Source organism: Streptomyces sp. NPDC049627 (assembly GCF_044465645.1).
Taxonomy (GTDB): Bacteria; Actinomycetota; Actinomycetes; order Streptomycetales; family Streptomycetaceae; genus Streptomyces.
In genome coordinates this window covers 79,453-103,970 of the sequence record NZ_JBITLW010000024.1, presented here as the reverse complement: position 1 = coordinate 103,970, position 24,518 = coordinate 79,453, and the positions used below count along the sequence as shown (strand labels likewise).

At 72.0% G+C, this 24,518-nt stretch carries 22 protein-coding genes and 1 pseudogene; 11 read left to right on the top strand and 12 right to left on the bottom strand.

Going from position 1 to position 24,518, the window contains the following annotated elements; genetic code table 11:
- Positions 1 to 48: 48 nt before the first annotated feature.
- Together era and ACIBU0_RS43290 are read left to right on the top strand one after the other, a co-directional pair.
- Positions 49 to 1,008 carry a GTPase Era gene (gene era / locus ACIBU0_RS43295; RefSeq protein ID WP_398830121.1) on the top strand — a complete coding sequence of 320 codons (960 nt, stop codon included), beginning with the start codon at positions 49 to 51 and terminating at the stop codon, positions 1,006 to 1,008.
- A gap of 3 nt (positions 1,009 to 1,011) precedes the next feature.
- Positions 1,012 to 1,176 (top strand): annotated as a pseudogene (locus ACIBU0_RS43290) (cobyrinic acid a,c-diamide synthase); the annotation flags it as partial.
- Positions 1,177 to 1,326: 150 nt separating this feature from the next.
- On the opposite strand, the gene ACIBU0_RS43285 reads toward ACIBU0_RS43290, so the two are convergent.
- The gene (locus ACIBU0_RS43285; protein WP_398830119.1) at positions 1,327 to 2,631 is read right to left on the bottom strand and encodes an MFS transporter; all 1,305 of its coding nucleotides are present in this window, start codon (positions 2,629 to 2,631) and stop codon (positions 1,327 to 1,329) included.
- A gap of 57 nt (positions 2,632 to 2,688) precedes the next feature.
- Here ACIBU0_RS43285 and ACIBU0_RS43280 point away from each other — a divergent pair, with 57 nt between their 5' ends.
- The 5 genes from ACIBU0_RS43280 (at position 2,689) to ACIBU0_RS43260 (ending at position 7,365) form a co-directional block, all read left to right on the top strand.
- Entirely contained in the window at positions 2,689 to 3,669 is a 981-nt protein-coding gene (locus ACIBU0_RS43280) for a helix-turn-helix domain-containing protein (RefSeq protein WP_398830117.1), read from the top strand.
- 446 nt (positions 3,670 to 4,115) lie between these two features.
- Positions 4,116 to 5,189, top strand: coding sequence for a PhoH family protein (locus ACIBU0_RS43275; protein ID WP_398830116.1), 1,074 nt, complete (start codon positions 4,116 to 4,118; stop codon positions 5,187 to 5,189).
- A gap of 15 nt (positions 5,190 to 5,204) precedes the next feature.
- Complete coding sequence (gene ybeY / locus ACIBU0_RS43270) at positions 5,205 to 5,702, top strand: rRNA maturation RNase YbeY (protein WP_031476933.1); 498 nt, start codon at positions 5,205 to 5,207, stop codon at positions 5,700 to 5,702.
- Entirely contained in the window at positions 5,699 to 7,009 is a 1,311-nt protein-coding gene (locus ACIBU0_RS43265; protein ID WP_398830115.1) for a hemolysin family protein, read from the top strand. Before ybeY ends, ACIBU0_RS43265 begins: the two co-directional genes overlap by 4 nt.
- Positions 7,006 to 7,365, top strand: a complete 360-nt coding sequence (locus ACIBU0_RS43260) for an MmcQ/YjbR family DNA-binding protein (RefSeq protein WP_398830113.1) — start codon at positions 7,006 to 7,008, stop codon at positions 7,363 to 7,365. Before ACIBU0_RS43265 ends, ACIBU0_RS43260 begins: the two co-directional genes overlap by 4 nt.
- A gap of 792 nt (positions 7,366 to 8,157) precedes the next feature.
- Here the strand turns inward: ACIBU0_RS43260 and ACIBU0_RS43255 are convergent.
- On the bottom strand, positions 8,158 to 9,597 hold the full coding sequence (locus tag ACIBU0_RS43255; protein WP_398830110.1) for an MFS transporter: 1,440 nt from the start codon (positions 9,595 to 9,597) through the stop codon (positions 8,158 to 8,160).
- Positions 9,598 to 9,690: 93 nt separating this feature from the next.
- Here ACIBU0_RS43255 and ACIBU0_RS43250 point away from each other — a divergent pair, with 93 nt between their 5' ends.
- From ACIBU0_RS43250 to ACIBU0_RS43240, 3 genes are all read left to right on the top strand, one after another.
- Complete coding sequence (locus tag ACIBU0_RS43250; RefSeq protein ID WP_398830108.1) at positions 9,691 to 10,566, top strand: helix-turn-helix transcriptional regulator; 876 nt, start codon at positions 9,691 to 9,693, stop codon at positions 10,564 to 10,566.
- 46 nt (positions 10,567 to 10,612) lie between these two features.
- On the top strand, positions 10,613 to 10,966 hold the full coding sequence (locus ACIBU0_RS43245) for a cytidine deaminase (protein WP_398830106.1): 354 nt from the start codon (positions 10,613 to 10,615) through the stop codon (positions 10,964 to 10,966).
- A gap of 440 nt (positions 10,967 to 11,406) precedes the next feature.
- Positions 11,407 to 12,207: a VOC family protein gene (locus tag ACIBU0_RS43240; RefSeq protein ID WP_398830104.1), complete on the top strand. Its 801-nt coding sequence runs from the start codon at positions 11,407 to 11,409 to the stop codon at positions 12,205 to 12,207.
- Between the two features lie 61 nt (positions 12,208 to 12,268).
- On the opposite strand, the gene ACIBU0_RS43235 is transcribed toward ACIBU0_RS43240, so the two are convergent.
- Together ACIBU0_RS43235 and ACIBU0_RS43230 are read right to left on the bottom strand one after the other, a co-directional pair.
- Positions 12,269 to 13,408 carry a carbohydrate kinase family protein gene (locus tag ACIBU0_RS43235; protein ID WP_398830171.1) on the bottom strand — a complete coding sequence of 380 codons (1,140 nt, stop codon included), beginning with the start codon at positions 13,406 to 13,408 and terminating at the stop codon, positions 12,269 to 12,271.
- Positions 13,409 to 13,577: 169 nt separating this feature from the next.
- On the bottom strand, positions 13,578 to 14,867 hold the full coding sequence (locus ACIBU0_RS43230) for a glucarate dehydratase family protein (RefSeq protein ID WP_398830168.1): 1,290 nt from the start codon (positions 14,865 to 14,867) through the stop codon (positions 13,578 to 13,580).
- A gap of 127 nt (positions 14,868 to 14,994) precedes the next feature.
- On the opposite strand from ACIBU0_RS43230, the gene ACIBU0_RS43225 reads away from it, so the two are divergent.
- Positions 14,995 to 15,777: an IclR family transcriptional regulator gene (locus ACIBU0_RS43225; protein WP_398830102.1), complete on the top strand. Its 783-nt coding sequence runs from the start codon at positions 14,995 to 14,997 to the stop codon at positions 15,775 to 15,777.
- Between the two features lie 36 nt (positions 15,778 to 15,813).
- On the opposite strand, the gene ACIBU0_RS43220 is transcribed toward ACIBU0_RS43225, so the two are convergent.
- From ACIBU0_RS43220 to ACIBU0_RS43185, 8 genes are all read right to left on the bottom strand, one after another.
- Entirely contained in the window at positions 15,814 to 16,806 is a 993-nt protein-coding gene (locus ACIBU0_RS43220) for an adenosine deaminase (protein ID WP_398830100.1), read from the bottom strand.
- Between the two features lie 20 nt (positions 16,807 to 16,826).
- Positions 16,827 to 17,732: a ribonuclease Z gene (locus tag ACIBU0_RS43215; protein ID WP_398830097.1), complete on the bottom strand. Its 906-nt coding sequence runs from the start codon at positions 17,730 to 17,732 to the stop codon at positions 16,827 to 16,829.
- A 6-nt stretch (positions 17,733 to 17,738) separates the two neighbouring features.
- Positions 17,739 to 18,092 (bottom strand): histidine triad nucleotide-binding protein, encoded by a 354-nt coding sequence (locus ACIBU0_RS43210; protein WP_398830095.1) that lies wholly within the window; start codon positions 18,090 to 18,092, stop codon positions 17,739 to 17,741.
- 96 nt (positions 18,093 to 18,188) lie between these two features.
- On the bottom strand, positions 18,189 to 21,398 hold the full coding sequence (locus tag ACIBU0_RS43205; protein WP_398830093.1) for a S41 family peptidase: 3,210 nt from the start codon (positions 21,396 to 21,398) through the stop codon (positions 18,189 to 18,191).
- A gap of 74 nt (positions 21,399 to 21,472) precedes the next feature.
- Complete coding sequence (locus tag ACIBU0_RS43200) at positions 21,473 to 22,018, bottom strand: hypothetical protein (protein WP_398830165.1); 546 nt, start codon at positions 22,016 to 22,018, stop codon at positions 21,473 to 21,475.
- Between the two features lie 234 nt (positions 22,019 to 22,252).
- The gene (locus ACIBU0_RS43195) at positions 22,253 to 22,645 is read right to left on the bottom strand and encodes a VOC family protein (RefSeq protein ID WP_398830090.1); all 393 of its coding nucleotides are present in this window, start codon (positions 22,643 to 22,645) and stop codon (positions 22,253 to 22,255) included.
- A 16-nt stretch (positions 22,646 to 22,661) separates the two neighbouring features.
- Positions 22,662 to 23,402, bottom strand: coding sequence for a 16S rRNA (uracil(1498)-N(3))-methyltransferase (locus ACIBU0_RS43190; RefSeq protein ID WP_398830088.1), 741 nt, complete (start codon positions 23,400 to 23,402; stop codon positions 22,662 to 22,664).
- Positions 23,399 to 24,484: a nitronate monooxygenase gene (locus ACIBU0_RS43185; RefSeq protein ID WP_398830086.1), complete on the bottom strand. Its 1,086-nt coding sequence runs from the start codon at positions 24,482 to 24,484 to the stop codon at positions 23,399 to 23,401. The genes ACIBU0_RS43190 and ACIBU0_RS43185 overlap by 4 nt, the downstream gene beginning before the upstream one ends.
- Positions 24,485 to 24,518 lie beyond the last annotated feature (34 nt).

Sequence of the window (24,518 nt, the reverse complement as noted above, 5' to 3'; positions counted from 1 at the left end):
GGGCGGCGCTCGGTCGGGTGTACGGCGGGGCTCTGTGGATCAGGGAGAATGGGCGCCATGAGCGTTCGCAGTCAGTCATCCGAGCCGTCCGAGGCCCCCCACCGCGCCGGCTTCGCCTGCTTCGTGGGCCGCCCCAACGCGGGCAAGTCCACTCTCACGAACGCTCTGGTCGGCCAGAAGGTGGCGATCACAGCGAACCAGCCGCAGACGACGCGGCACACGGTACGGGGCATCGTGCACCGGCCCGACGCCCAGCTGATCCTGGTGGACACCCCTGGCCTGCACAAACCGCGCACGCTCCTGGGCGAGCGCCTCAACGACGTCGTACGCACCACCTGGGCCGAGGTCGACGTGATCGGCTTCTGCCTGCCCGCGAACGAGAAGCTCGGGCCCGGTGACCGCTTCATCGCGAAGGAACTGGCGTCGATCAAGAAGACGCCGAAGATCGCGATCGTCACCAAGACCGACCTGGTGGACTCGAAGGCCCTGGCCGAGCAGCTGATCGCGATCGACCGGCTCGGCAAGGAGCTCGGCTTCGAGTGGGCGGAGATCGTGCCGGTGTCGGCGGTCGGGGACAAGCAGGTGGACCTGCTGGCCGACCTGATCGTCCCGCTCCTGCCCGAGGGCCCGGCCCTCTACCCCGACGGTGACCTCACCGACGAGCCGGAGCAGGTCATGATCGCGGAGCTGATCCGCGAGGCGGCGCTGGAGGGTGTGCGCGACGAGCTGCCCCACTCCATCGCCGTGGTCGTGGAGGAGATGCTCCCCCGCGAGGACCGCCCCGCCGACAAGCCCCTCCTGGACATCCACGCCTTCGTCTACATCGAGCGCCCCAGCCAGAAGGGCATCGTCATCGGCCCCAAGGGCAAGCGCCTGAAGGAGGTCGGCATCAAGTCCCGCAAGCAGATCGAGGCGTTGCTGGGGACGCCGGTCTTCCTCGACCTGCATGTGAAGGTGGCGAAGGACTGGCAGAGGGATCCGAAGCAGCTGCGACGTCTGGGCTTCTGAAGCAGCTGCGACGTCTGGGTTTCCGAGGACGGTTTGTCGCCCCCGCCGCCCCTACCCGTCCCGTCCTCCAGGGGCGCTGCCCCTTCGACCCCGGTCCCTGGGGGCTGCCGCCCCCAGACCCCCGCTTCGGCCCTTAAAGGGCCTCGTCCTCAAACGCCGGACGGGCTGAATGACGCGGCCGGCGTCGAGGGGTGGGCGCTCGTCCTCAAGGGCCGGACGGGCCGGGTGACGCGGGCCGGTGTCGAGAGGTGGGCGCTCGTCCTCAAAGGGCGGACGGGCCGAGTGACGCGGGCCGGCGTCGAGAGGTGGCGCTCGTCCTCAAAGGGCGGACGGGCCGGATGTCTCGCCCCGCCATTCACCGTCCCGCTCCGCCCACCTCACCGCGGGGCGCACCGCCAGGCCGGCCGCCGCGAACAGCACGCCCAGCGCTGCCCAGCCGGCCGTACCGTGCTGGATCGCGGTCACCGTGACCAGCGCCGGGCCCGCCATCATCCCGGCGGACATACCGGCACCGAACACACCCTGGTACACGCCGTGGACACGGGCATCGGCGAGTTCGTAACCGAGCGTCCAGCCGCCCGCCGCCGACAGCACCTCGGCGAGGACCTGCACCACCGCACCGACCGTCAGCGCAAGCACCGCCCACACCGGCGACAGACCCGCCGACAGCGCGTACACCGCACAGGCCGCCCCGAGCAACAGCCCCGACCAGCCCATGGCCCGGACGGCACTGGGGACTCGGGAGGCCCGGCGGGCTACGCGCACCTGGAGCAGGGCGACCAGGGAGCAGTTGACGATCGTGAGCAGCGCCGCCGTCCAGCGCGGCGCCTCGGTGCGCTCCACGATCCACAGCGGCAGGCCGACCTCGACCAGGGTGTACTGCACGGCCAGGACCGCGTTCAGCGCGGTCACCGTCAGATAGGGCAGATCGCGCGCCGCACGCCAGCGGTCAACCGTCGCCGTCCCGGACGACTTCGCCGCCCGCTCCAGGGCGTGCGGCGCGAGCGGGAGCCGCCGCACCATCAGCGCGGGCGCCCAGAACGTCACCGCGTTGATCAGGATGACGGTCACATAGGCGCCCCGCGTGTCGAGTTGGAGCGCGATCGCGCCGAACGCGCCGCCCACGCCCATCGCCACGTTCGTGACCGTCCGCAAGTACGCGCGCGCCTCCACCCGGGTCTGTGCCGGCAGCACATCGGCGTAGATCGCGCCCTGCACCCCGCGACTCGCCATCTGCAAGCCGGTCCCGCAGATCACCGCGGCCAGGAACCCTGCGTAGGAGTGCACCAGCGGGTACGCCGCCGTCGCCACTCCGCAGGCACCCCACAGCCACGAGCCCACCTGCCGGGCGCCCCAGCGGTCGGCGGCCCGCCCGGCGGGCACCCCGGCCGCCACGCCCACCACTCCCGCGACCGTCATCCCGAGCCCGACCGCGGTGGCGTCCAGCCCGACGATCCGCGTGAAGTACAGGACGCCCAGCGGGAAATAGAGACCGTTCCCCAGGGCGTTGAGCGCCACCAGCAGACCGGCCCGGCGCAAGGTGGGATCGGCGGGCAGCAGCCGGGCCGAGCGGGAGGAGGGGCCGTCGAGGGACGATGCGGGAGTGGCGGGTGTTGTGCTCATGCCGACATCTCATCCGGCGTGGGAACCCGCCCGACAATGATTTAGCGTAGCGCTCAAATGATCGAGTTCCATTTCGCCGTCGGCGACCTGGCCACGACGTCCTTCGCGTACTCCCCGCTGCAGGAGGCGGTGTTCTCGCTGCGCTGCTGGCACGATCCGGCGCGGTTCCCGCACCAGCGGCCCTGGCTGCGACGGCTGCGTCCTGCGTATGAACGCCAGGACACGGAACTCCTGGCAGCGCTCGTGACGCCCGGCAACTGGATCGCGGACTTCCTCACCCCGCGCCCCCGCCGGGTACGCCCCGCCTTCGCCGAGGAACTGGACCGGGTGCGGGCCACCCCGGCCGACGCCGTGGGCGACGGCTTCCGGCAGACCTGCGGCAAAGGCGGCCCCTTGCCGTCCGTCGTGGCCCGCGGCCTGGCGCGCCCCGAGAGGCTGCTGGAGCGGGTGGCCGCCGCGCTCGACGGCTACTGGCACGACTGCCTGGCACCGCACTGGTGGCCGAGAGCGCAGACCGTCCTGGAGGCCGACCTCTCCCACCATTCGCGCGTGCTCGCGGAACAGGGCTCGGCCGCGCTCTTCAAGGGCCTCGACCCGCGTCTGGCCTGGACCGGCGACATCCTGCGCCTGACACCGCCGACCGGCTCGCGGTGGCCGGAGGCGGACGTACGCATCGCGGGCCGCGGCATGGTCCTGATCCCCACCCTGTTCGCCCGGGGTGCCACCACCAACATCGACCCCGCCCTGCCTCCGGTGCTGCACTATCCGGCGCGCGGCCGCGCCACCCTCTCCGAGGAGCCGCCCCCCGTCACCGACCACGCCCTCGTCCGCCTCCTCGGCCGCCCCCGGGCCCGCCTCCTCCTCATGCTCGCCGAACCGGCATCCACGACCGAACTGGCCCACCGCCTCGACGTCACCCCGGGCGCGATCAGCCAGCACCTCGCCGTCCTCTACGACGCCGGCCTGCTCAGCCGCACCCGCAGCGGCCGCATCGTCCACTACACACGCACCCACCTCGGCGACGACCTGTGCCGCTAGGACCTGCCGGCCACCTCCCGACGCCGGCCCAGGCCACCCAGCCCGCCGACACTTGAGAACGGCCCCCGCCATCCCTAGCCCCCACCCACCCGCGAGGGGCGGCCACCTTTCGGCGCCGGCCGGCAATTTCAGCCCGTCCGGCGTTTGAGGACGAGGCCCCTTCAGGGCCGAAGCGGGGGTCTGGGGGCGGCAGCCCCCAGGGACCAGGGGTCGAAGGGGCGGCGCCCCTGGGGATGGGACGGGTAGGGGCGGCGGGGCGAGAAAACGGACCCGGGCGTGACGGGCGCCGTACCCGGCGTGAACAGCACCGCACCCCGGTGAAAACCTCCCCGCCGAAAAGTCCTACGGCGTTGTCAGTCGCCCGGCGTACTCTGGAAATCGCCAGGCCGCCCCTGTGGCGGACGAGTCGTTTCGAGGAGGACGAGCAAGGCCTACAGAGCCGGCCCATGACTCAGACACCCACAGCTCACACACCCGCGCAGGGGCAGGCGAGAGCACAGTTCACCGTCCCCGCCCAGCACCCCATGGTGACCGTGCTGGGGTCCGGCGACTCCCTGCTGCGCGTGATCGAGAAGGCCTTCCCGGCGGCCGACATCCACGTCCGGGGCAACGAGATCAGCGCGGTCGGCGACGCCGCTGAAGTCGCCCTCATCCAGCGCCTGTTCGACGAGATGATGCTGGTGCTCCGCACCGGACAGCCGATGACGGAGGACGCAGTGGAACGCTCGATCGCCATGCTCCGGGCGAGTGAGAACGGGGAGATGGACGGCCAGGAGACCCCGGCCGAGGTGCTCACCCAGAACATCCTCTCCTCGCGCGGCCGCACGATCCGCCCCAAGACGCTCAACCAGAAGCGCTACGTGGACGCGATCGACAAGCACACGATCGTCTTCGGAATCGGTCCCGCCGGTACCGGCAAGACGTACCTCGCCATGGCCAAGGCGGTGCAGGCCCTGCAGTCCAAGCAGGTCAACCGCATCATCCTGACCCGGCCGGCGGTGGAGGCGGGCGAGCGCCTCGGCTTCCTGCCCGGCACGCTGTACGAGAAGATCGACCCCTACCTGCGCCCGCTGTACGACGCACTGCACGACATGCTCGACCCCGACTCCATCCCGAGGCTGATGGCCGCGGGCACGATCGAGGTCGCGCCGCTCGCCTACATGCGCGGCCGTACGCTCAACGACGCCTTCATCATCCTCGACGAGGCCCAGAACACCAGCCCCGAACAGATGAAGATGTTCCTCACCCGCCTCGGCTTCGACTCGAAGATAGTCATCACCGGTGACGTGACCCAGGTCGACCTCCCGGACGGCACCAAGTCCGGTCTGCGGCAGGTGCAGGACATCCTGGAGGGCGTCGAGGACGTCCATTTCTCCCGGCTGTCGTCCCACGATGTCGTCCGGCACAAGCTGGTCGGCCGTATCGTCGACGCGTACGAGTTGTACGACAGCAAGCACGGCACCCAGAACGGCGCCCACAAGGGGCAGAGCCGGGGCAAGTCCGGGCACAAGGGGAAGTAGAGACCGAGCAGCACCATGTCGATCGACGTCAACAACGAGTCCGGAACCGAGGTCGACGAGCAGGCGATCCTCGACATCGCCCGCTACGCGCTGGCGCGGATGCGCATCCACCCGCTCTCCGAGCTCTCGGTGATCGTCGTGGACGCCGACGCCATGGAGCAGCTCCACATCCAGTGGATGGACCTGCCGGGGCCGACGGATGTCATGTCCTTCCCGATGGATGAGCTCCGGCCACCGTCGAAGGACGACGACGAGCCGCCGCAGGGGCTCCTCGGTGACATCGTGCTGTGCCCCGAGGTCGCCGCCAAGCAGGGGGCCGAGGCGCCCACGCAGCACTCCATGGACGAGGAGCTCCAGCTGCTCACCGTCCATGGCGTGCTGCATCTGCTCGGGTACGACCATGAGGAGCCCGACGAGAAGGCCGAGATGTTCGGTCTGCAGGCCGCCATCGTGGACGGCTGGCGTTCGGAGAAGGGCCTGACGGGTCCGTCGCCGGCCCCGACCGTGTCATGAGCCTTCCCCTCGTCTCCGGCGCGATCGCCCTGGTGGTCGTGGCCTGGCTCGCCGCCTGCGCGGAGGCGGGCCTGGCGCGGGTCTCCAGCTTCCGCGCCGACGAAGCCGTACGCAGCGGCCGCCGCGGCAGCGAGAAGCTCGCGCTCGTCGCCGCCGACCCGACCCGCTATCTGAACGTGGCGCTGCTGGTGCGCGTGGCCTGCGAGATGGCCGCCGCCGCGCTGGTCACGTACGCGTGCCTGATAGCGATCGACGGCACCACCCAGGCCCTGCTCGCCGCGATCGGCGTCATGGTCCTGGTGTCGTACGTCGCCGTCGGTGTCTCCCCGCGCACCATCGGCCGCCAGCACCCGTTGAACACGGCGACGGCGGCGGCGTACGTGCTGCTGCCGCTCGCCCGGATCATGGGCCCGATCCCGTCGCTGCTGATCCTCATCGGCAACGCGCTCACCCCCGGCAAGGGCTTCCGCCGCGGCCCCTTCGCCTCCGAGGCGGAGCTGCGCGCGCTGGTCGACCTCGCCGAGCAGGAGCAGCTGATCGAGGACGACGAGCGCCGTATGGTGCACTCGGTCTTCGAGCTGGGCGACACACTGGTGCGCGAGGTCATGGTCCCGCGGACCGACCTGATCGTCATCGAGCGCTACAAGACGATCCGCCAGGCCCTCACCCTCGCCCTGCGCTCCGGTTTCTCGCGTATCCCGGTCGTCGGGGAGAGCGAGGACGACGTGGTGGGGATCGTGTATCTGAAGGACCTGGTCCGCAAGACGCACATCAGCCGGGACGCGGAGAGCGAGCTGGTGTCGACGGCGATGCGGCCCGCGTTCTTCGTGCCCGACACCAAGAACGCCGGTGACCTGCTGCGGGAGATGCAGAAGGAGCGCAATCACGTCGCCGTCGTGATCGACGAGTACGGCGGCACCGCAGGCATCGTCACGATCGAGGACATCCTCGAGGAGATCGTCGGCGAGATCACCGACGAGTACGACCGCGAGCTGCCGCCGGTGGAGGACCTCGGCGAGGACCGCTACCGGGTCACCGCCCGCCTGGACATCACCGACCTGGGTGAGTTGTACGGGCTCGACGAGTACGACGACGAGGACGTGGAGACCGTCGGCGGGCTGCTGGCGAAGGCGCTGGGCCGGGTGCCGATCGCCGGGGCGTCGTCCGTGGTCGACCTGCCCGACGGCCGTGCGCTGCGGCTGACGGCGGAGGCGGCGGCCGGCCGCCGGAACAAGATCGTGACGGTGCTGGTCGAGCCGTTGGTCCCGGCGGTGGCGCCGGACGAGGAGGAGGCGAAGGCGGAGTGAGCCCCGAGGAACTGCGCGATTTCTGCCTGTCGTTCAACGCGGCGGTGGAGGACTTCCCGTTCAGCCCGGAGATCTCCGTCTTCAAGGTCCAGGGCAAGATGTTCGCCCTGAGCTGGCTCGACGCCCGTCCTCTGAAGGTCAACCTCAAGTGCGACCCCGAGGACGCGGTCCGGCTCCGCACCGAGCACCCCGGCCTGATCGCCCCCGGCTACCACATGAACAAGCGGCACTGGAACACCGTCACCGTGGACGGCGACCTCCCGGACCGCCTGCTCCGGGAGCTCATCGAGGACTCGTACGACCTGGTCGTGGCCACTCTCCCGAAAGCCACCCGGCTCCGCCTCGACCGCGACTGAGCCGTCTGTTCCTGCGGCTGAGGCGCCGAGCCGCATCGTCGGCGCCACGGCGGGCCGGGGCGCCCGCCGCCCGAAGTCCGCCTCCGGCGCGGTCCCGCCACACGGGACGCCGATCTCGTCGAACCAGATCGACCGCGGCCCGCAGACGCTCCCGCGCGGCCCCGCACACACCCACCCGGCGCAGCCACTCCCCATAGGCGAGCGTCGCCCGCGCCCGTGCGAACGGCTGGCCACCGAAGCCGCGGTCGGACGGCCCGCTTGCGGCCCTCGTCGTCGCCGCACGCGAAGCCGGCACAGGCCCGCCTGTCCTGAAGCCCAGGACCGGCAGCCCGCAGGTGTGACCGCACGGCTCCCCGAAGCCGCGCGGCCTGTGGCGGCAGCCGCGCACAGGCAGAACGCCCCACGCAAACCAACCGATGACACGACCCGGCCGTCGGGCAGGACGCCCCACCCAAACCGCCCGGCCCGTGACAGCCACCGCCCACAGGCAGAACGCCCCACCCAAACCAACCGACGACACGACCCGGCCGTCGGACGGGACACCCCACCCAAAGCCACCCAGCCGACAACAGCCACAGCGCACAAGCAGAACGCCCCACCCAAACCAACCGACGACACGACCCGGCCGTCGGACGGGACACCCCACCCAAACCGCCCGGCCCGTGACAGCCGCCGCGCACAGGCAGGACGCCCGGCCCGTGGCGGCCGGCGCGTGCAGATGGGGCGCCCCGCGCGAACCGACCGGCGTGATGATCCGGTCGTCGGGCGGGGCGCCCCTCGGGCCCACCCCCGTCAGGCCCGGGTCCTGTTCTCGGTGCGGGGCACTGTGCGCAGTCCCAGCGCCACCAGGGCGGCCGTGGCCAGGACGATCGCCGCGTCGATGCCCATCACCGTGCGGGTGCCGGTCAGCAGGTTGCCGGAGGTCGTCGCGAGGACGCCCAGCAGGGGGATGCCGATCGTGATGCCGACCTGCTGGGTCGAGGTGACCAGGCCGGTGGCGAGGCCCTGTTCCTCGTCGGGGACGCCGGAGGTGACCGTCAGGCCGTAGGAGATGATCGCGCCCAGGTGGAACATGCTCGACAGGGCTACGGCGGCGGTGGCGAGCCAGACGGACCAGGTGTGGGCGTTGAGGAAGATCAGGGCGACGATGAAGGCGCCCTGACCGGTGAGCGAGACGACCAGCGTGCGGCGGGCGCCGAGCCGGCTGATGAAGCGGGGAGTCAGCGAGCCCGCGATCACCGACATCACGCCCTGGAAGCCGAAGACCAGCCCCGTCTCCCAGGCCGACAGCCGCAGGATCTCCTGCAGGTACAGGGTGAGCACGAAGACCACCGTCGACATCATCGAGAAGGTGACCAGACCGCCCAGGTTGCCCCACGCCACCGTGCGGCGGCGCAGCATGGGCAGGGAGACCAGGGGTGCCTCGGTGCGGGATTCGATGACCGCGAAGGCCGCCAGGAGCGCGAGGCCCGCGATGAGGGTCGCGATGACGTCGGCGCGGGCGAAGCCGTGGTCGGCGGCCGTCGTGAGGGCGTAGATCAGGGACAGCAGACCGCCGGTGACGGTGATCGCGCCGGGCACGTCCAGGTGCGGGCGCTGCGGGGTGCGGGACTCGGGCAGCAGGGCGGGCGCGAGCGGCAGCACCACCAGGGCGAACACCGTGAGCAGGCCCATCGTGGAACGCCAGCCGAACGCATCGGTCAGGACGCCGCCCGCGACCATGCCGATCGTGAAGCCGAGGGACATCAGCGTCCCGGAGATGCCGAGGGCGCGGTCCCGGGCGGGGCCCTCGGCGAAGGTGGTGGTCAGCAGGGACATGCCCGTCGGGACGATGACCGCCGCGCCGAGTCCCTGCAGGGCGCGTCCCGCGAGGAACGACGCCGGGTCCCAGGCGAACGTCGCGAGCGCCGAGGCCGCGGCGAACAGGGCGAGACCGGTGAGGAACAGCTTGCGGCGGCCGTAGAGGTCGCCGATGCGGCCGAAGAGGAGCAGGAAGCCGCCGGACGGCAGCGCGAACGCCGTGACCGCCCACTGCAGCGCCGACTGGCTCATGCCGAGGTCCGCGCCGAGGACCGGGAGGGCGACGTTCAGGACGGAGAAGTCGAGCGCGACCATGAACTGGGCGGCGCACAGGACGAACAGGACGAGTTTGTCGCGCGTCGACAGCCGGGGGGTCCGGGGAGTGTCGAGCGGTGGGGACGAAGGGTGGGTGAGGTCGGAGTCGATCGCCATGGGCAAGAGACTGCTGGCGCCGGAATAGCCGTGGGGAGCGGGAAGTTGTCCTGGTGGTGGCACCACCAGCCAAGGGGCGAGGGGGATTCGTACGTGTCCGAGGGCACGCTGAAGAGCGGGCGGCGGCAGGAGCTGCGTGAGTTCCTGAGGAGCAGGCGGGCCCGGGTGACACCGGCCCAGGCGGGGCTGCCGGACGGCGGGGCACGCCGCCGGACACCGGGGTTGCGGCGCGAGGAGGTCGCGGTGCTCGCCGGGGTGGGCGCGTCCTGGTACCAGTGGCTGGAGCAGGGGCGGGACATCTCGGTGTCACCGCAGGTGCTGGACTCGGTGGCCCGGGTGCTGCGGCTGAGCAACGCCGAGCGCCGGCATCTGTATCTGCTGGCCGGGATGAATCCGCCGGCTCCCGAAGTGGCGCCCGAGAAGCGGGACATGTGCGACGGGCTGCGGCGGCTGCTCGACGCGTGGATGCCGTATCCGGCACACATCATGGACAGGTACTACAACGGCGTGCTGCACAACGACGCCGCCGCGACGGTGCTCGGGATGCGGCCCGGCAAGAGGTGGAACTGTCTGATCGACTTCTTCACGGACCCGATGTTCCGGTCGCGCTCGAAGAGCTGGGACGAGAACGCCCGTACGGTCGTGGCGCAGTTCCGTGCCCTGTGCTCGGCCTCCCCCGACGACGAGGGGTTCCAGGCCGTGCTGGCCGAGGCGCAGGCGTCCAGCCCGGAGTTCACCGAGCTGTGGGAGCGGCGGGACATCGAGGATGCCGGGCAGATCCGCAAGGAGCTGGATCATCCGCTGGTCGGGCTGCTGTGCCTGGAGTCGACCGTGATGCAGATGCCGGTGCGGCCCGATCTGTCGATCGTGCTGCACACGCCGCTGGACGAGGCGAACACGGCGGCCAAGCTCGAGTGGTTGGCGTCGCCGGAGGGGCGGCGGGGGGCGATGTACCCCGTGGCGGGGTAGGACCCCGTCGCGGGTCGGGCGGGGTGTCGCTTCGTATGCTCAGGTCATGACCGACAACAGCGCGCTTGACCCAGAGGACCGCAAGATCGTCACCCTGGCCCGTTCCGCGCGGGCCCGCAACGGTGTGCCCGAGGGGGCGGCCGTGCGGGACGAGACCGGCCGTACGTATGTCGCCGGGACCGTCGCTCTGGAGTCCCTGAAGCTGAGCGCGCTGCAGACGGCTGTGGCGATGGCCGTGGCGTCCGGGGCGACGTCGTTGGAGGCGGCGGCGGTGGTGACGGAGGCCGACAGCGTGCCGGCCGAGGACGTGGCTGCCGTGCGCGACCTGGGCGGCCCGCGGACGCCGGTGCTGGTGGCGGGGCCGGACGGCACGGTACGTACGACGGTGACGGCGGGCTGAGCTCCGGGAGTTCTTCGCCCCCGCCGCCCCTACCCATTCCCATCCCCCAGGGCCGCTGCCCCTGGACCCCCGCTCCTCAATCGCCGGAGGGGCCGACTTACCCAACCCACCCGCTGTCTGAATACGAGCCCGCGCCATCCCTAACCCCCACCCACCCACGAGGGGCGGCCACCTCTCGACGCCGGCCCGCGTCATTCAGCCCGTCCGGCGATTGAGGACGAGGCCCCTTCAGGGCCGAAGCGGGGGTCTGGGGCCGCAGGCCCCCAGGAACCGGGGTCGAAGGGGCAGCGCCCCTGGAGGATGGGACGGGTAGGGGCGGCGGGGGCGAGAAAACGCGTGCCGCCGCCGGCGCACGCGCCTCCCCGCAGGGCATCCGACGGGCGAGTGTCAGTGCCCGGTGTCACGCTGAGGTCGTAGCGGATCTGCGAAAGGGCATCGTCATGATCACCACTGACCTCTCCCCCGGCTCCCCCTGTTGGCTCGACCTCGGCGCCCCCGACGTCCGGTCCGCCGCGGCCTTCTACGGCGCGGTGCTCGGCTGGGAGTTCGAGTCCATGGGTGAGGCGGAGGACTTCGAAGGCGGGATGTTCAAGAAGGACGGCAAGACCGTCGCCGGGCTGGGCAGGCTCACCGAGGAGGGGGCGCGCTCGGCGTGGATGATCTACTTCACCGTCACCGACGCGGACGCCACGACCCAGGCGGTGGAGCGCGCCGGCGGCACCGTGCGGGTGGCGCCGCGGGACCTCGGTGACTGGGGCCGGATGGCGCAGTACAGCGACCCGCTGGGCGGCCAGTTCGCCGTGTGGCAGCCGGGGAAGAACGCGGGCTTCGAGCTGGCGGACGAGACGGGGTCACTGTCGTGGACCGAGCTGTACACGAGCGACGCCGCGGCCGCGAAGGAGTTCTACGGCAGTGTCTTCGGCTGGCAGTACAGCGACATGGAACTGCCGGGTGGCGGGGGTGCGTACACCATCATCACGCCCGAGGGGCTTCCCGAGGAGCGTATGCAGGGCGGGCTCATGGAGCTGCCCAAGGAGAACCTCGCGCTGGCCGGCGGGCAGCCGTACTGGCACCCCGTCTTCAACGTCGACGACTGCGACGCCGCGGTCGAAAAGGTCACCGGGAACGGCGGCAGCGTGCAGATGGGGCCGGACGACGCGGAGGGCGTCGGGCGGCTGGCCGTCTGCCTCGACCCGGCGAACGCGGACTTCGTGGTGCTGAAGCCGGCCACCCCCAGCTGATCACCCCGAGCTGCTCACCCGCAGCTGAGCACCTCAGCTCAACACCCTCAGTTGGTCGCTCTCAGGCCGGCCTGCGGAACCCGATCGTCGGCACCGCCCGCCGCAGCGGCCACGGACGCGCCGCCTCCTCCGGCACCAGGTCCGCCAGGAACGCGTACCGGCGCAGGGCCTCCGGGTCCTGCGCCTGGAGCGACTGCACCTTGCGCCACCACGCCCCGATCTCCGACCAGCCGGGCGCCGACAGCGACCCTCCGAACTCCTGGACCGAGAGCGCCGCCGTCAGGCCCGCGAAGGCCAGGCGGTCCGCCAGGGGCCAGTCGGCCAGGGTGCCGGCGACGAAGCCGGCGACGAAGACGTCCCCGGCGCCGGTCGGGTCGAGGGCCTCCACGGCGATCGCCGGGACCACGGCCGTCTCCCCGGTCCGGCCGTCCACCGCGTACGCCCCCTCCGCGCCGAGGGTGACCACCGCGACCGGGACGTACGCGGTGAGGGCGTGGGCCGCCTCCCGGGGGCACTCGGTGCCCGTGTACCGCATGGCCTCCGCCGCGTTCGGCAGGAACGCCTCGCAGTGCTCCAGGTCGGCCAGCCCCGCCAGGTCCCACGCCCCCGTGTCGTCCCAGCCGACGTCGGCGAAGATGCGGGTGCCCTTGCTCGCGGCCTGCGCGATCCAGGGGGCCCGCTTGCCCGGCACCAGGGAGGCGACGGCGGCACGCGCGCGTGGGGGGCAGTCCGGCGCCCCTTCCTGGACGAGCACGGCCTCGGGGGGCGGCTCGTGGCCGTGGGAGACCATCGTGCGCTCGCCCTCGTACGCCATCGAGACCGTCACCGGCGAGTGCCAGCCCGGCACCCGGCGCGACGGCGAGAGGTCGATGCCCTCGCCCTGCTCCAGCGCGTCCCAGCAGTAGTCGCCGTAGTGGTCGTCGCCGAAGGCCGCGGCGAGCGACGTCCTCAGGCCGAGGCGGGCCAGTGCGGTGGCCATGTTCGCCACCCCGCCGGGGCTCGACCCCATCCCGCGCGCCCAGGACTCGGTCCCGCGCACCGGGGCCGAGTCGAGGCCGGTGAAGATGATGTCGAGGAAGACCGTGCCCGTGAGGTACACGTCCCAGGGCGGGTCGGTGGGCGTGCGCAGGCCGGCGAGGGGGTCGACCTGGGCCCGGCCGTGCGATCCCCCTGTCATGGACGACGCCATGGTCGACGCCATGGTCGACGCCCCCTGGGGCGAGGGTCCCTTTCCGTCGGTCACGATGGGCGAGGTCACGGTGCGCTCCCTGACGTGGTACTGATCTGGCCAGTGTGCACCACGCCACCGACAACACCACCGGACCGGCGACGACGCCGACACGATCTTGCCCCAGCCCCGCTTCCGGGGGTTACCAGCGAGGCACCGGGGGCGTCACCCACCCGGGGTCGGCGATCCGCATCGCGGCCGCGTCGTCGCGGTCCCGCAGCGAGCCGTCGTCATCCAGCCACCGCCGGTGCAGCTCCGCCAGCCGGTCGCGGTCCAGCTCGACACCGAGGCCCGGTGCGTCCGGTACGGCGACCTTGCCGCCGTCGAAGGTGAGGCGCTCGGTCAGGACGTCCTCGGACTGCCAGGGGTAGTGGGAGTCGCAGGCGTGGTGGAGGCCGGGGACGGTCGACGCCACGTGCGTCATCGCGGCCAGGGAGATGCCCAGGTGGGTGTTGGAGTGCATGGACACCCCGACGCCGAAGGTGCGGCAGACGGCCGCCAGCTGCTGGGTGTTGCGCAGTCCGCCCCAGTAGTGGTGGTCGGAGAGGACGACCTGGACGGCGTCCTCGGTGAACGCCTCCTTGATCTCCGCGAACGTCGTCACGCACATGTTGGTCGCCAGCGGCACCTCGGTCCGCGCGGCGACCTCGGCCATGGCGGCCGTACCGAGGGTCGGGTCCTCCAGGTACTCGAGGACGTCGCCGAGCTCCCGCGCCACCCTCAGCGAGGTCTCCACGGACCAGGCTCCGTTGGGGTCCAGCCGCAGCGGATGCCCGGGGAAGGCCTCCGCGAGCGCCCGTACGGCCGCGATCTCCTCGTCCGGCGGAAAGACGCCGCCCTTGAGCTTGAAGGAGGTGAACCCGTACCGCTCGGTGAATCTCCGTGCCTGCTCGACGATCCCGGCCGGGTCGACGGCGGCACCCCAGTCGTCCTTCTCGGCGCGCACGCCCTGCGGATGACCGGCCCACTTGTAGAACAGGTACGCGCTGTACTCGACCGCGTCCCGCACCTTGCCGCCGAGCAGCGCGTGCACGGGCAGCCCGAGCGCCTTGCCGAGGGCGTCGAGGCAGGCCACCTCGAAGCCGGAGACGACGGACAGCCGCAGCTTGTCGGCGGTCTGGACACCGCGCAGCCCGCCGACGTCGACCTGCCCGGACACCCGGGACCGATCGACGGCCACCTCGTCCGCGAGGGCGAACATGCCGTTGAGGTCGCTCACTTGACGCCCGATCAGCTTCTGTGCGAACGGGCGGGCGAGCTCCAGGTACTTGGTGTCGCCGTACGTCTCGCCGACCCCGGTGGTCCCGTCGGCCGTCACGACCTCCACGATCAGCCGGGGCGTGTACGGCTGATGCACGCCCTGGGTGTTCAGCAGCGGCGGGTCGGCGACCAGGATCGGCGTCAGGCGGACATCGGTGATCGTGAGGTTCACAGGGCTCTGGTGGCTCACCGGACATCTCCCTATGCAGACATCATCCACGTATGAAGATCGGGGATCGAGACTAGATACGCGAAACCGCGACCGTCAATGACACGGCCCCGCCGATTACCATCGGCCCATGTCGGAGACAGGCGGTGTCCGCGAGGTGAAGTCCGCGGCGCGGACGGTCGAGTTGCTGGAACTCCTCGCCGCGCGCGGCGACCGCCCGGCGCGCCTGAAGGAACTGGCCGACGCGCTGGACGTCCCGCGCAGCTCCATGTACGCGCTGCTGCAGACCCTGATCTCCCGCGGCTGGGTCCGTACGGACGTCACCGGCTCGCTCTACGGCATCGGCATCCACGCCCTGCTCACCGGCACCGGCTACCTCGACTCCGACCCGCGCGTGCGCGTCGTACGCCCGTATCTGGACGAGGCGTCCGAGGCGCTGGGCGAGACGATCCACATGGGGCGGCTGGACGGCCGGGACGTGGCCTACCTGGCGACCCGGGAGTCGCACGAATACCTCAGGACGATCAGCCGCGTCGGCCGCCGCCTCCCCGCCCACGTGGGCGCCCTGGGCAAGGCACTCCTGGCCGAACGCCCCGACGACGACCTCCCCGAGGGCCCGTACCGGGCCCTCACCCCCAACTCCCACACCACCCGGGACGCCCTCGCCGCGGACCTCGCCGGGGTGCGGGCGCGCGGCTGGTCGGTCGACCGCGAGGAGGGCGTCCTCGGCATCGTCGGCTTCGGCTTCGCCCTGCGCTACGACTCCCCCGCCCAGGACGCGATCAGCTGCTCGGTGCCGGTGGTGCGGCTGTCGGCGGAACACGAGGAGCGGATCGTCGCGGTGATGCGGGAGATCAGGGCGAAGATCGAGGCGAGGTCGCCTGCGGCGGGCGGAGCGGTGCACTGGCGTTAGCGCCCGCTGCCGGCACCCGGCGGACGCGTGCCGCCGCTACCCGAAGTCGTACGCCTCCACCTCGGCCAGATACCGCGCCCGCCGCTCCTCGTCGTCCTCCAGGAAGGAGGCGAGGAACGAGTTGCGGGCGAGCTCGCGGAGCCGTTCGCCGGGCAGGCCGAGGGTCTGTCGTACGGCGTCGAAGTTGTCGCCGGCGTAGCCGCCGAAGTAGGCGGGGTCGTCGGAGTTGACGGTGCACAGGAGCCCGGCGTCGAGCATGGCGGGCAGGGGGTGGTCGGCGAGGGTGTCGACGGTGCGCAGCCGGACGTTCGACAGCGGGCACAAGGTCAGCGGCACCCGCTCGCGCACCAGCCGCTCGACCAGCGCCGGGTCCTCCATGCACCGCAGCCCGTGGTCGACGCGCTCGACGCCGAGGACGTCGAGGGCCTCGGTGATGTACGCGGGCGGCCCTTCCTCGCCCGCGTGCGCCACGCGCCGCAGACCGAGGGCGGCGGCGGCCTCGTAGACCTCGCGGAACTTCACCGGTGGGTGCCCGACCTCGGCCGAGTCGAGGCCGACGCCGGTGATCCGGTCGAGATACGGCTCGGCGGCCCGGAGCGTGTCCATGGCCGACTCGGCGGAGTCGTCGCGCAGGAAGCACATGATGAGCCGGGTGGAGACGCCGTGGTTCGCCTCGCTGCCGCCCAGCGCCCGCCACAGTCCCTCGACGACCGTGCCCAGCTCAAGGCCCCGCTTGGTGTGCGCCTGCGGGTCGAAGAAGATCTCCGCGTGCCGCACGCCCTGGGCGGCGGCCCGGGCGAGGTAGGCGTTCGCGAGGTCGGCGAAGTCCTGCTCGGTGCGCAGGACGGCCATGAGCTCGTAGTACAGGTTCAGGAAGGACTGGAGGTCCTCGAACTGGTAGGCCTTGCGGAGCTCGTCGGTGTCGGCGTACGGCAGCTCGACGCCGTTGCGGGCGGCCAGTTCGAAGGCGAGCTCGGGTTCGAGGGTGCCTTCGATGTGGAGGTGCAGTTCGGCTTTGGGGAGGGGCATCAAAGCATCGTACGGCGGTGTCACCGACGTTTCGGTAGCGGCACCCGCAGCAGGTCGTGCGCGACCGTCAGCTCCCCGTCGAACCCGGCGGCCCGCGCCTGCCGTTCGAATTCGTCCGGCTCGGTGTAGCGCTGGCTGAAGTGGGTGAGCACGAGATGACGTACGCCGCAGTCGCGGGCGACGCGGGCGGCCTGACCGGCGGTCAGGTGACCGTGCTCGACGGCGAGTTCGATGTCGTCGTCGAGGAAGGTGGACTCGATGACGAGCATGTCGCAGCCGTCGGCGAGGGTGTACACCCCGTCGCACAGCCGGGTGTCCATGACGAACGCGAACCGCTGCCCGCGCCGCACCTCGCTGACGTCTTCGAGGGACACCCCACCGAGCTCCCCTTCCCGCTGGAGCCGCCCGACGTCCGGCCCCTTGATGCCGTGCGCGGCGAGCCGTTCGGGCAGCATGCGGCGCCCGTCGGGCTCGACGAGGCGATAGCCGTACGACTCGACGGGGTGCGACAGACGGGCGGTGTGGAGCGTGTAGGCACCGGTGTCGGCGATGACGCCGTCCTCGCCGACCGGGACCTGCGCGATGTCGACGGTCTCCCGGTAGGCGGTCGCGTACCGCAGGCGGTCGAAGAAGCGCCGGCCGGAGCGCGGGTAGTGGGCGGTGACCGGGTGCGGGACCTTGTCGAGGTTGATCCGCTGGATGACCCCGGCGAGGCCCAGCGAGTGGTCCCCGTGGAAGTGGGTGATGCAGATCCGGTTCAGGTCGTGAGCCGCGACCCCGGCCCGCAGCATCTGCCGCTGTGTGCCCTCGCCCGGGTCGAAGAGGATGCCCTCACCGTCCCAGCGCAACAGATACCCGTTGTGGTTGCGGTGCCGGGTCGGGACCTGGCTCGCTGTCCCGAGGACGACCAATTCACGTACGGACACGGCTGGTTACCCGGGGGGCCACTGCATGCCGCGGCCGCCGAGGATGTGGGCGTGGGCGTGCCAGACGGTCTGCCCGGCGCCGGCACCGGTGTTGAAGACGATCCGGTAGCTCTCCAGCTTGTCCTCGTCGGCGACGGCCTGGGCCTCGCGCAGGACGTCCGCGGCGAGGGCCGGCTCGGCGGCGGCGAGGGCGGCGGCGTCCCGGTAGTGCGCCTTGGGAATGACCAGGACGTGGGTGGGCGCCTGAGGGTTGATGTCCCGGAACGCGACCGTCGTGTCCGTCTCCCGCACGATGGTCGCCGGAACATGCCCCTCGACGATCTTGCAGAACAGGCAGTCGTCCTGCGGCTCCCCTGCCATGGTCCCTCCGGGGGTTGAGCGGGTGGCTTTACGGGGGGCATCGTATCGTCGTCGGGTGCGGGTGCGTGGGGGTTGATCGCGCAGTTCCCCGCGCCCCTAGGTGGGTAGACCCGGCGGCGTTTTGGCCGGCCGTTCCTCCAGCGCCTCCAACGCGATCCTCACCGCCTCGTCCAGCTGTGCGTCCCTCCCCGCCACCCAGTCTTGCGGTCGCTGCACCACCTCCACGTCCGGGTCCACGCCGTGGTTCTCCACGTCCCAGCCGTACCCGTCCAGCCAGATGGCGTACTTCGGCTGGGTGATCAGGGTGCCGTCGACCAGGTGGTAGCGGCTGTCGATGCCGATCACGCCGCCCCAGGTCCGCGTCCCCACCACCGGGCCGAGGCCCAGCGCCTTGATCGCCGCGTTGACGATGTCCCCGTCGGATCCGGAGAACTCGTTCGCCACCGCCACCACGGGCCCGCGCGGCGCGTCCATCGGGTAGCTGTACGGGCGCATGCCGCGCGGCAGTTCCCAGCCCACGATCCGCCGGGCCAGCTTCTCCACGACCAGCTGCGAGGTGTGCCCGCCGCCGTTCTCGCGGACGTCCACGACGAGGCCTTCCCGCGCCACCTCGACCCGCAGGTCCCGGTGGATCTGGGCCCACCCGGGCGCCTGCATGTCCGGCACGTGCAGATAGCCGAGCCGGCCGGCGGACTTCTCGTGGACGTACGCCCGCCGGTCCGCGACCCACGCGTGGTACCGGAGCGGCTGCTCGTCCGCGATCGGGATCACCACCGCGTGGCGTACGTCCCCGCCGCCCGCCGGAGAGATCGTCAGCTCCACCGCCTTGCCCGCCGTACCGACCAGCAGCGGCCCGGGCCCGGTCACCGGGTCCACCGGCACCCCGGCCACCGCCACGATCGCGTCCCCCGCCCGCACGGCGACCCCGGGTGCGGCCAGCGGCGCCCGCGCCTCGGGGTCGGAGGTCTCCGAGGGGAGGATGCGGTCGATGCGCCAGCTTCCGTCCGGGTGGCGGGAGATGTCCGCGCCGAGCAGGCCCTGCCGGGCCCCGCCGCCGTACCCGCCGCGCGGTGCGACGTACGCGTGGGAGGTGCCCAGCTCGCCCTGCACCTCCCACAGCAGGTCGATCAGGTCGTCATGGGTCGCCACCCGGTCGAGGAGGGGGCGGTAGCGGTCCAGCACGCCCGCCCAGTCCACGCCGTTCATGTCCGGCCGCCAGAAGTGGTCCCGCATGATGCGGCCGGTCTCCTCGAACATCTGCCGCCACTCGGCCGGCGGGTCGACCCGCTGCCGTACGCGCGTCAGGTCCACGGTGATGTTCGTGTCGCTGTCCTCGTCGCCCGAGGCACGCCGGTCGCTCGGGACGACCTTGAGCCTGCCGTCGGTCCACAGCAGCACCCGCTTGCCGTCGCCGCTGACCTCGAAGTGGTCGGCGTCGTCGGCGAGATGCTCGACGCGCCGCTGGACGAGGTCGTAGCGCTCCAGCTCGGTCTTGGGCTCGGGGTCGTCGGGCGTGGCCCGGGAGGCGCCGAGCGCGCCGCGCACGGGGTGCCGCAGCCACAGCACGCCGTCCTTCGCGGCCCGCAGACCGGTGTAGCGGGCGGCCTCGACCGGGAACGGCACGATCCGGTCGGCGAGTCCTTCGAGGTCGATGCGCGTGGTCGGGCTGCCCTCGCTGTCGGGTGTCTCGTCCTTGTCGGGCGCGTCGAAGGGGCGGCCGTGCCGCTGCGGGCCGAAGGGGGACGGGGTGGTCGCGGCGAGCGTGATCAGGTGGGGGCGGGAGCCGACCACGAAGGCGAGGTCGAAGACGTGCTCGTCGTAGACCGGGTCGAAGGCCCGCGTCGACAGGAAGACGAGGTGCTTGCCGTCCTGCGTGAACGCCGGCGCGTAGTCCTGGAAGCGCAGCGGGGTCGCCTCGGACACCGACAGGTCGGTGGTGTTGGCGAGCTTGAGCTGGCACAGCGGGCGCGGGCCGGGGTGCGACCACGCCAGCCAGGCCGAGTCGGGCGAGAAGACGAGCCCCGACACGTCGCCGTCCGTGCTGCGGTCGACCTCGCGCACCTCGCCGGTCTCCCGCTCGACGAGCAGCAGCCGCCCGTCGTGCGCGGCGACCGCCGCCCGGCTCCCGTCGGGCGCCATGGCGAGCTCCAGGACGCGGCCAAGCTGCCCGGCGGCGAGCCTGCGCGGCGTCGCGCCCGGCGCCAGCCCGGTCGCGGGCGCGAACTCCAGCGCGTCGTCGCCCTCCGCGTCCGTCACCCATACGACCCAGTCCTCGCCCTCCGCCCGGAAGGTGCGCGGCAGCCGGGCCCGTACCCCCGGCTCGGCGGCGAGCGCACGGGCGGGCCCGGAGCGGTGGGTGACCCAGTGCACGGCACCCCGGACGGCGACCGCGCTGCCGCGCGCGGCGTGGTCGGGCGCCGCGTCCCCGAAGGCACGCGCGGCGTTCAGCGGGTACGGCTGCCGGTCGGTGCGCTGCCCGCCGAGCCGGATGTCGAGCCGGCGCGGCTCGGCCCCGTCGAGGTCGTCGAGGAGCCACAGTTCACCGGCGCCGGCGTAGACGACACGGGTGCCGTCACCGGCCGCGTGGCGGGCGTAGAAACCGTCGAGAGGGCTGTGCCGCCGGAGGTCGGACCCATCCGCGAGGGAGGAGTACACGGCCCCCACGCCCTCGTGGTCGGAGAGGAAGGCGATCCGCTCCCCCACCCACACGGGGTACTCGAGGTTTCCGTCCAGCTCTTCATGCAGCCGTACGAAGTCCCCCTGCCCCTGGGCATCGATCCACAACTTGCCCGCCGTACCGCCCCGGTACCGCTTCCAGCGCGCCGCCTCCAGCCCCATGGGCGCGGACGCGAGCACGAGCTGCGGCCCGTGCACGACATCGGCGACGGGACCGTACGGCAGCGTGGTGGCCGGTCCGCCGTCGAGCGGGACCGCGTGGGCCCAGGTGCGGCGGCTGCCCGCCTGGCCCTGGCTGCTGATCGCGAGGACCTGGCCGTCGGGGGTCCACCCGCGCACCCGGGTCTGCCAACTGCCCCAGTGCGTGAGGCGCTTGGAGGGGCCGCCGTCGACCGGAGCGATGTGCACCTCGGGGGCGCCGTCGCGGGTGGAGGTCCAGGAGACGGTCGTACCGTCGGGGGAGATGCGCGGCAGGCTGACCGGCACGTTGTCGGCGCTGACCCGCCAGGCCCGGCCGCCGTCGAGCGGAGCGAGCCACACGTCGTCCTCGGCGGTGAAGGCGACCAGGTCGCCGTGCAGGTGCGGATACCGGAGATACGAAGACGATCCGGACGTCGCGGACTGAGTCACCCGATCACCATAAGCAGGGGCGGCGTCAAGGGACAGGCCTTTGGATCACTTGCCCAACTCCCCTCCGGATGCGCTCACTTGCCCTCCGGCCAGCAGTTCGGGTGCTCCTTGCAGTAGACGGTCCTGGTGACGGTGACCGTGACGGTGGGCCCCGGCTGCTGCCCGCCGCCGCCCGGGTTGACGGGTGAGGGCGTGGCATTGCAGTTGCCCAGCCCGTTCACGTGGAACCACTCCTTGCCGCCGACCTTGGCGACGAGGTCGCCGCGCACGCAGGAGCCGCTGACGGCCCGGGTGATCCTGCCGGTGACGGTGATGTCCTTGCCGTCCTTGGTCTCGCCCTCGCAGTCGACCTTGACCACGGTGTTCTCGGTCGCCGTCGGGGCGGCGGTGCCGCCCTTGCCGCCCTCGTACGAGCCCGTGCAGTTGAGCCACTGCACGTCGGCCTTCTGCCGCTCCAGCTCCTTGGTCACCGTCTGGTCGGTCGTGAACGCCACGGTCGCACTGTTCAACCCGCCCGGATCACAGGCGACCGCCCCGCCGACGGCGACCACGGCGAGCCCCGCCACGCCTGCCGCACGCGTCACTCGCGTGCGGCCCCAAATGCTCCTGAACGCCCCCATGGAGGGCAGCCTGCCACCGTCCCGGCCGCCGCGGTAGAGCGCATACGGCCACTCCCGGCCCACTTACGTCACCGTCGAGGTCGCCCGACCGACCCTGACCGGAGGACCGTTGCGGAAGGACCGCCGACTGCGGCCTCGACCTGGCGCTGGAAGGTGTGGCGACCGGCCCCGGGAAGCTGCTCGACCTGAACGGACCCGGGGAGTTGGACGGCTGGGAGCTGTTCGACGCCGTCCTCAGCCGCGCAGCAGCAGCCACTCCTGCAGTTCCACCAGGTTCCCCTCCGGGTCCTTGAGGTGGGCGACCCGCATCCGGTCGGTCATGGGTGCGGGGCCGTGCAGGAGGGTGGCGCCGCGGGAGGTGATCTGCTCGCAGTAGGCGTCCAGGTCGTCCACGCGCAGCACCACCAGGGAGCGATGGCCGGTGGCCTCGTCACCGAGCTCGCCCAGGACCTCGGCCATCATGGCCCGGTCCTGGAGGGCGATGCCCGCCGAGCCGGCCGTGGGGCTGAACTTCTCGTACGGCCCGCTCTCCGCCCCCGACTGGGGCTTGAGGCCGAGCACTTCGGCGTAGAAGCGGTAGCAGGCGGCGAAGTCGCTGACGAGCAGCCGGACTTGTGCGAGTTCCAAGGTGTCCCCTCCGGTGTCAGGACCAGCGCCCGGTGCGGGCGAGGAGCACTGCGGCCGCGGCGGTCCCGGCGGTCGACGTACGCAGCACGGTACGGCCGAGGACGTACGCCTTCGCCCCCGCCTCCTCGAACAACGCCAACTCCTCGGGGGACACGCCCCCTTCGGGCCCGACGACGAGCACGATCTCTCCCTCGGCGGGGAGGTCGACGGTGGCCAGCGGCTCGTCACCGCTCTCGTGGAGTACGGCGGCGAAGTCGGCTTTGGCGAGAAGTGCCGCAACCTGTTTGGTCGTGGCGGCGTCCGCGACCTCCGGGAAGCGCACGCGCCGGGACTGCTTGCCGGCCTCACGGGCGGTGGCCCGCCACTTGCCGAGGGCCTTCGCGCCGCGCTCGCCCTTCCACTGGGTGATGCACCGGGCGGCCGCCCAGGGCACGATCGCGTCGACGCCGGTCTCGGTCATCGTCTCGACGGCGAGCTCGCCGCGGTCGCCCTTGGGAAGGGCCTGGACGACGGTGATACGGGGCGACTCCGGGGGTTCCTCGGCGACCGGCCCCATGTCCACGATCAGCCGGTCCTTGCCCTCGGTGTCGACGACCTCGCACTCGGCCCAGCGACCGTCGCCGTCCGTGAGGACGACACTCTCCCCGGGCCTGAGCCGCTTGACGGAGACGGCGTGCCGCCCCTCGGGCCCGTCGAGGACGTACCGCCCGCCGCGGCCGGCGTCGAGGTGCTCGACCAGGAAAACGGGTGCCGTCATCGCCCCGCACCCCCGTGGGGAAAGGCGGACAACGCTGTCGCCGCCGCGTCCAGCTCGGCGGCCAGCACCTCCACCAGCTGTCCCGCGGGCAGTTCACGGGCCATCCGGTGCCCCTGCCCGGCCCACAGGGCCATGCCCTGCGCGTCGCCGGACGCGGCGGCCTTCTTGCGCAGAGGCGAGGTGAGGTGGTGGATCTCGGGGTAGGCGGCGGGGGCGTAGGGCCCGTGCTCGCGCATGAAGCGGTTGACGAGACCCCGAGCGGGCCGCCCGGAGAACGCGCGCGTCAGCTCGGTCCGTACGAACAGGGGGTTGGTCAGCGCCTGCTTGTGCAGGGCGTTGGCGCCGGACTCCGGGGTGGCGAGGAAGGCGGTCCCGAGCTGGGCGGCACTGGCGCCGGCGGCGAGGGCGGCGGCGATCTGGCTGCCGCGCATGATGCCGCCGGCGGCGACCAGGGGCAGGCTCACGGTCTCGCGGACCTGGGCGACGAGCGACAGCAGCCCGATGCCGGTGCCGTCGGTCTCGGGGGTGTCGCGGTGCGTCCCTTGGTGCCCGCCCGCCTCGACGCCCTGCACGATCACCGCGTCGGCACCGGCCCGCTGCACGGCGAGGGCCTCGTCGGGGGTGGTGGCGGTGACGAGGGTGAAGGTTCCGGCACGCCGGAGGGACTCCAGCACGTCACTGCTGGGCACGCCGAAGTGGAAGGAGACGACCGGCACCGGGTTGTCGAGCAGTACGGCGAGCTTGGCCTCGTACCCGTCGTCCCGCCCGCTGTCCGGGTCCCCCAGCTCGGTGTCGTACCAGCCGGCCTCGCCGGCCAGCTGATGGGCGTACACGTCGACGGCGGCGGGGTCGGCATACTCCGGCTGCGGCATGAACAGGTTGACCCCGAAGGGGCGGCCGGTCAGCCCCCGCAGCTGCTTGATCTCCTGGTACATCCCGTCGGCGGTCTTGTACCCGGCGGCGAGAAACCCCAGCCCACCTGCGTCGGACACGGCAGCGGCGAGCTGCGGCACGGAGACGCCGCCTGCCATGGGGGCCTGCACGATCGGGTGGGGAAAGAGATCGGTCAGTGCGGAGGACATGACGGCATGTTGTCACGTCCCCCGAACAAGTCCG

Excerpts from the sequence above, each read along its gene's own strand:
- era (WP_398830121.1), top strand. The coding sequence starts at position 49 with ATGGGCGCCATGAGCGTTCGCAGTCAGTCATCCGAGCCGTCCGAGGCC.
- ACIBU0_RS43285 (WP_398830119.1), bottom strand. The coding sequence starts at position 2,631 with ATGAGCACAACACCCGCCACTCCCGCATCGTCCCTCGACGGCCCCTCC.
- ACIBU0_RS43280 (WP_398830117.1), top strand. The coding sequence starts at position 2,689 with ATGATCGAGTTCCATTTCGCCGTCGGCGACCTGGCCACGACGTCCTTC.
- ACIBU0_RS43275 (WP_398830116.1), top strand. The coding sequence starts at position 4,116 with ATGACTCAGACACCCACAGCTCACACACCCGCGCAGGGGCAGGCGAGA.
- ybeY (WP_031476933.1), top strand. The coding sequence starts at position 5,205 with ATGTCGATCGACGTCAACAACGAGTCCGGAACCGAGGTCGACGAGCAG.
- ACIBU0_RS43265 (WP_398830115.1), top strand. The coding sequence starts at position 5,699 with ATGAGCCTTCCCCTCGTCTCCGGCGCGATCGCCCTGGTGGTCGTGGCC.
- ACIBU0_RS43255 (WP_398830110.1), bottom strand. The coding sequence starts at position 9,597 with ATGGCGATCGACTCCGACCTCACCCACCCTTCGTCCCCACCGCTCGAC.
- ACIBU0_RS43245 (WP_398830106.1), top strand. The coding sequence starts at position 10,613 with ATGACCGACAACAGCGCGCTTGACCCAGAGGACCGCAAGATCGTCACC.
- ACIBU0_RS43240 (WP_398830104.1), top strand. The coding sequence starts at position 11,407 with ATGATCACCACTGACCTCTCCCCCGGCTCCCCCTGTTGGCTCGACCTC.
- ACIBU0_RS43235 (WP_398830171.1), bottom strand. The coding sequence starts at position 13,408 with ATGGCGTCGACCATGGCGTCGTCCATGACAGGGGGATCGCACGGCCGG.
- ACIBU0_RS43225 (WP_398830102.1), top strand. The coding sequence starts at position 14,995 with ATGTCGGAGACAGGCGGTGTCCGCGAGGTGAAGTCCGCGGCGCGGACG.
- ACIBU0_RS43220 (WP_398830100.1), bottom strand. The coding sequence starts at position 16,806 with ATGCCCCTCCCCAAAGCCGAACTGCACCTCCACATCGAAGGCACCCTC.
- ACIBU0_RS43210 (WP_398830095.1), bottom strand. The coding sequence starts at position 18,092 with ATGGCAGGGGAGCCGCAGGACGACTGCCTGTTCTGCAAGATCGTCGAG.
- ACIBU0_RS43200 (WP_398830165.1), bottom strand. The coding sequence starts at position 22,018 with ATGGGGGCGTTCAGGAGCATTTGGGGCCGCACGCGAGTGACGCGTGCG.
- ACIBU0_RS43190 (WP_398830088.1), bottom strand. The coding sequence starts at position 23,402 with ATGACGGCACCCGTTTTCCTGGTCGAGCACCTCGACGCCGGCCGCGGC.
- ACIBU0_RS43185 (WP_398830086.1), bottom strand. The coding sequence starts at position 24,484 with ATGTCCTCCGCACTGACCGATCTCTTTCCCCACCCGATCGTGCAGGCC.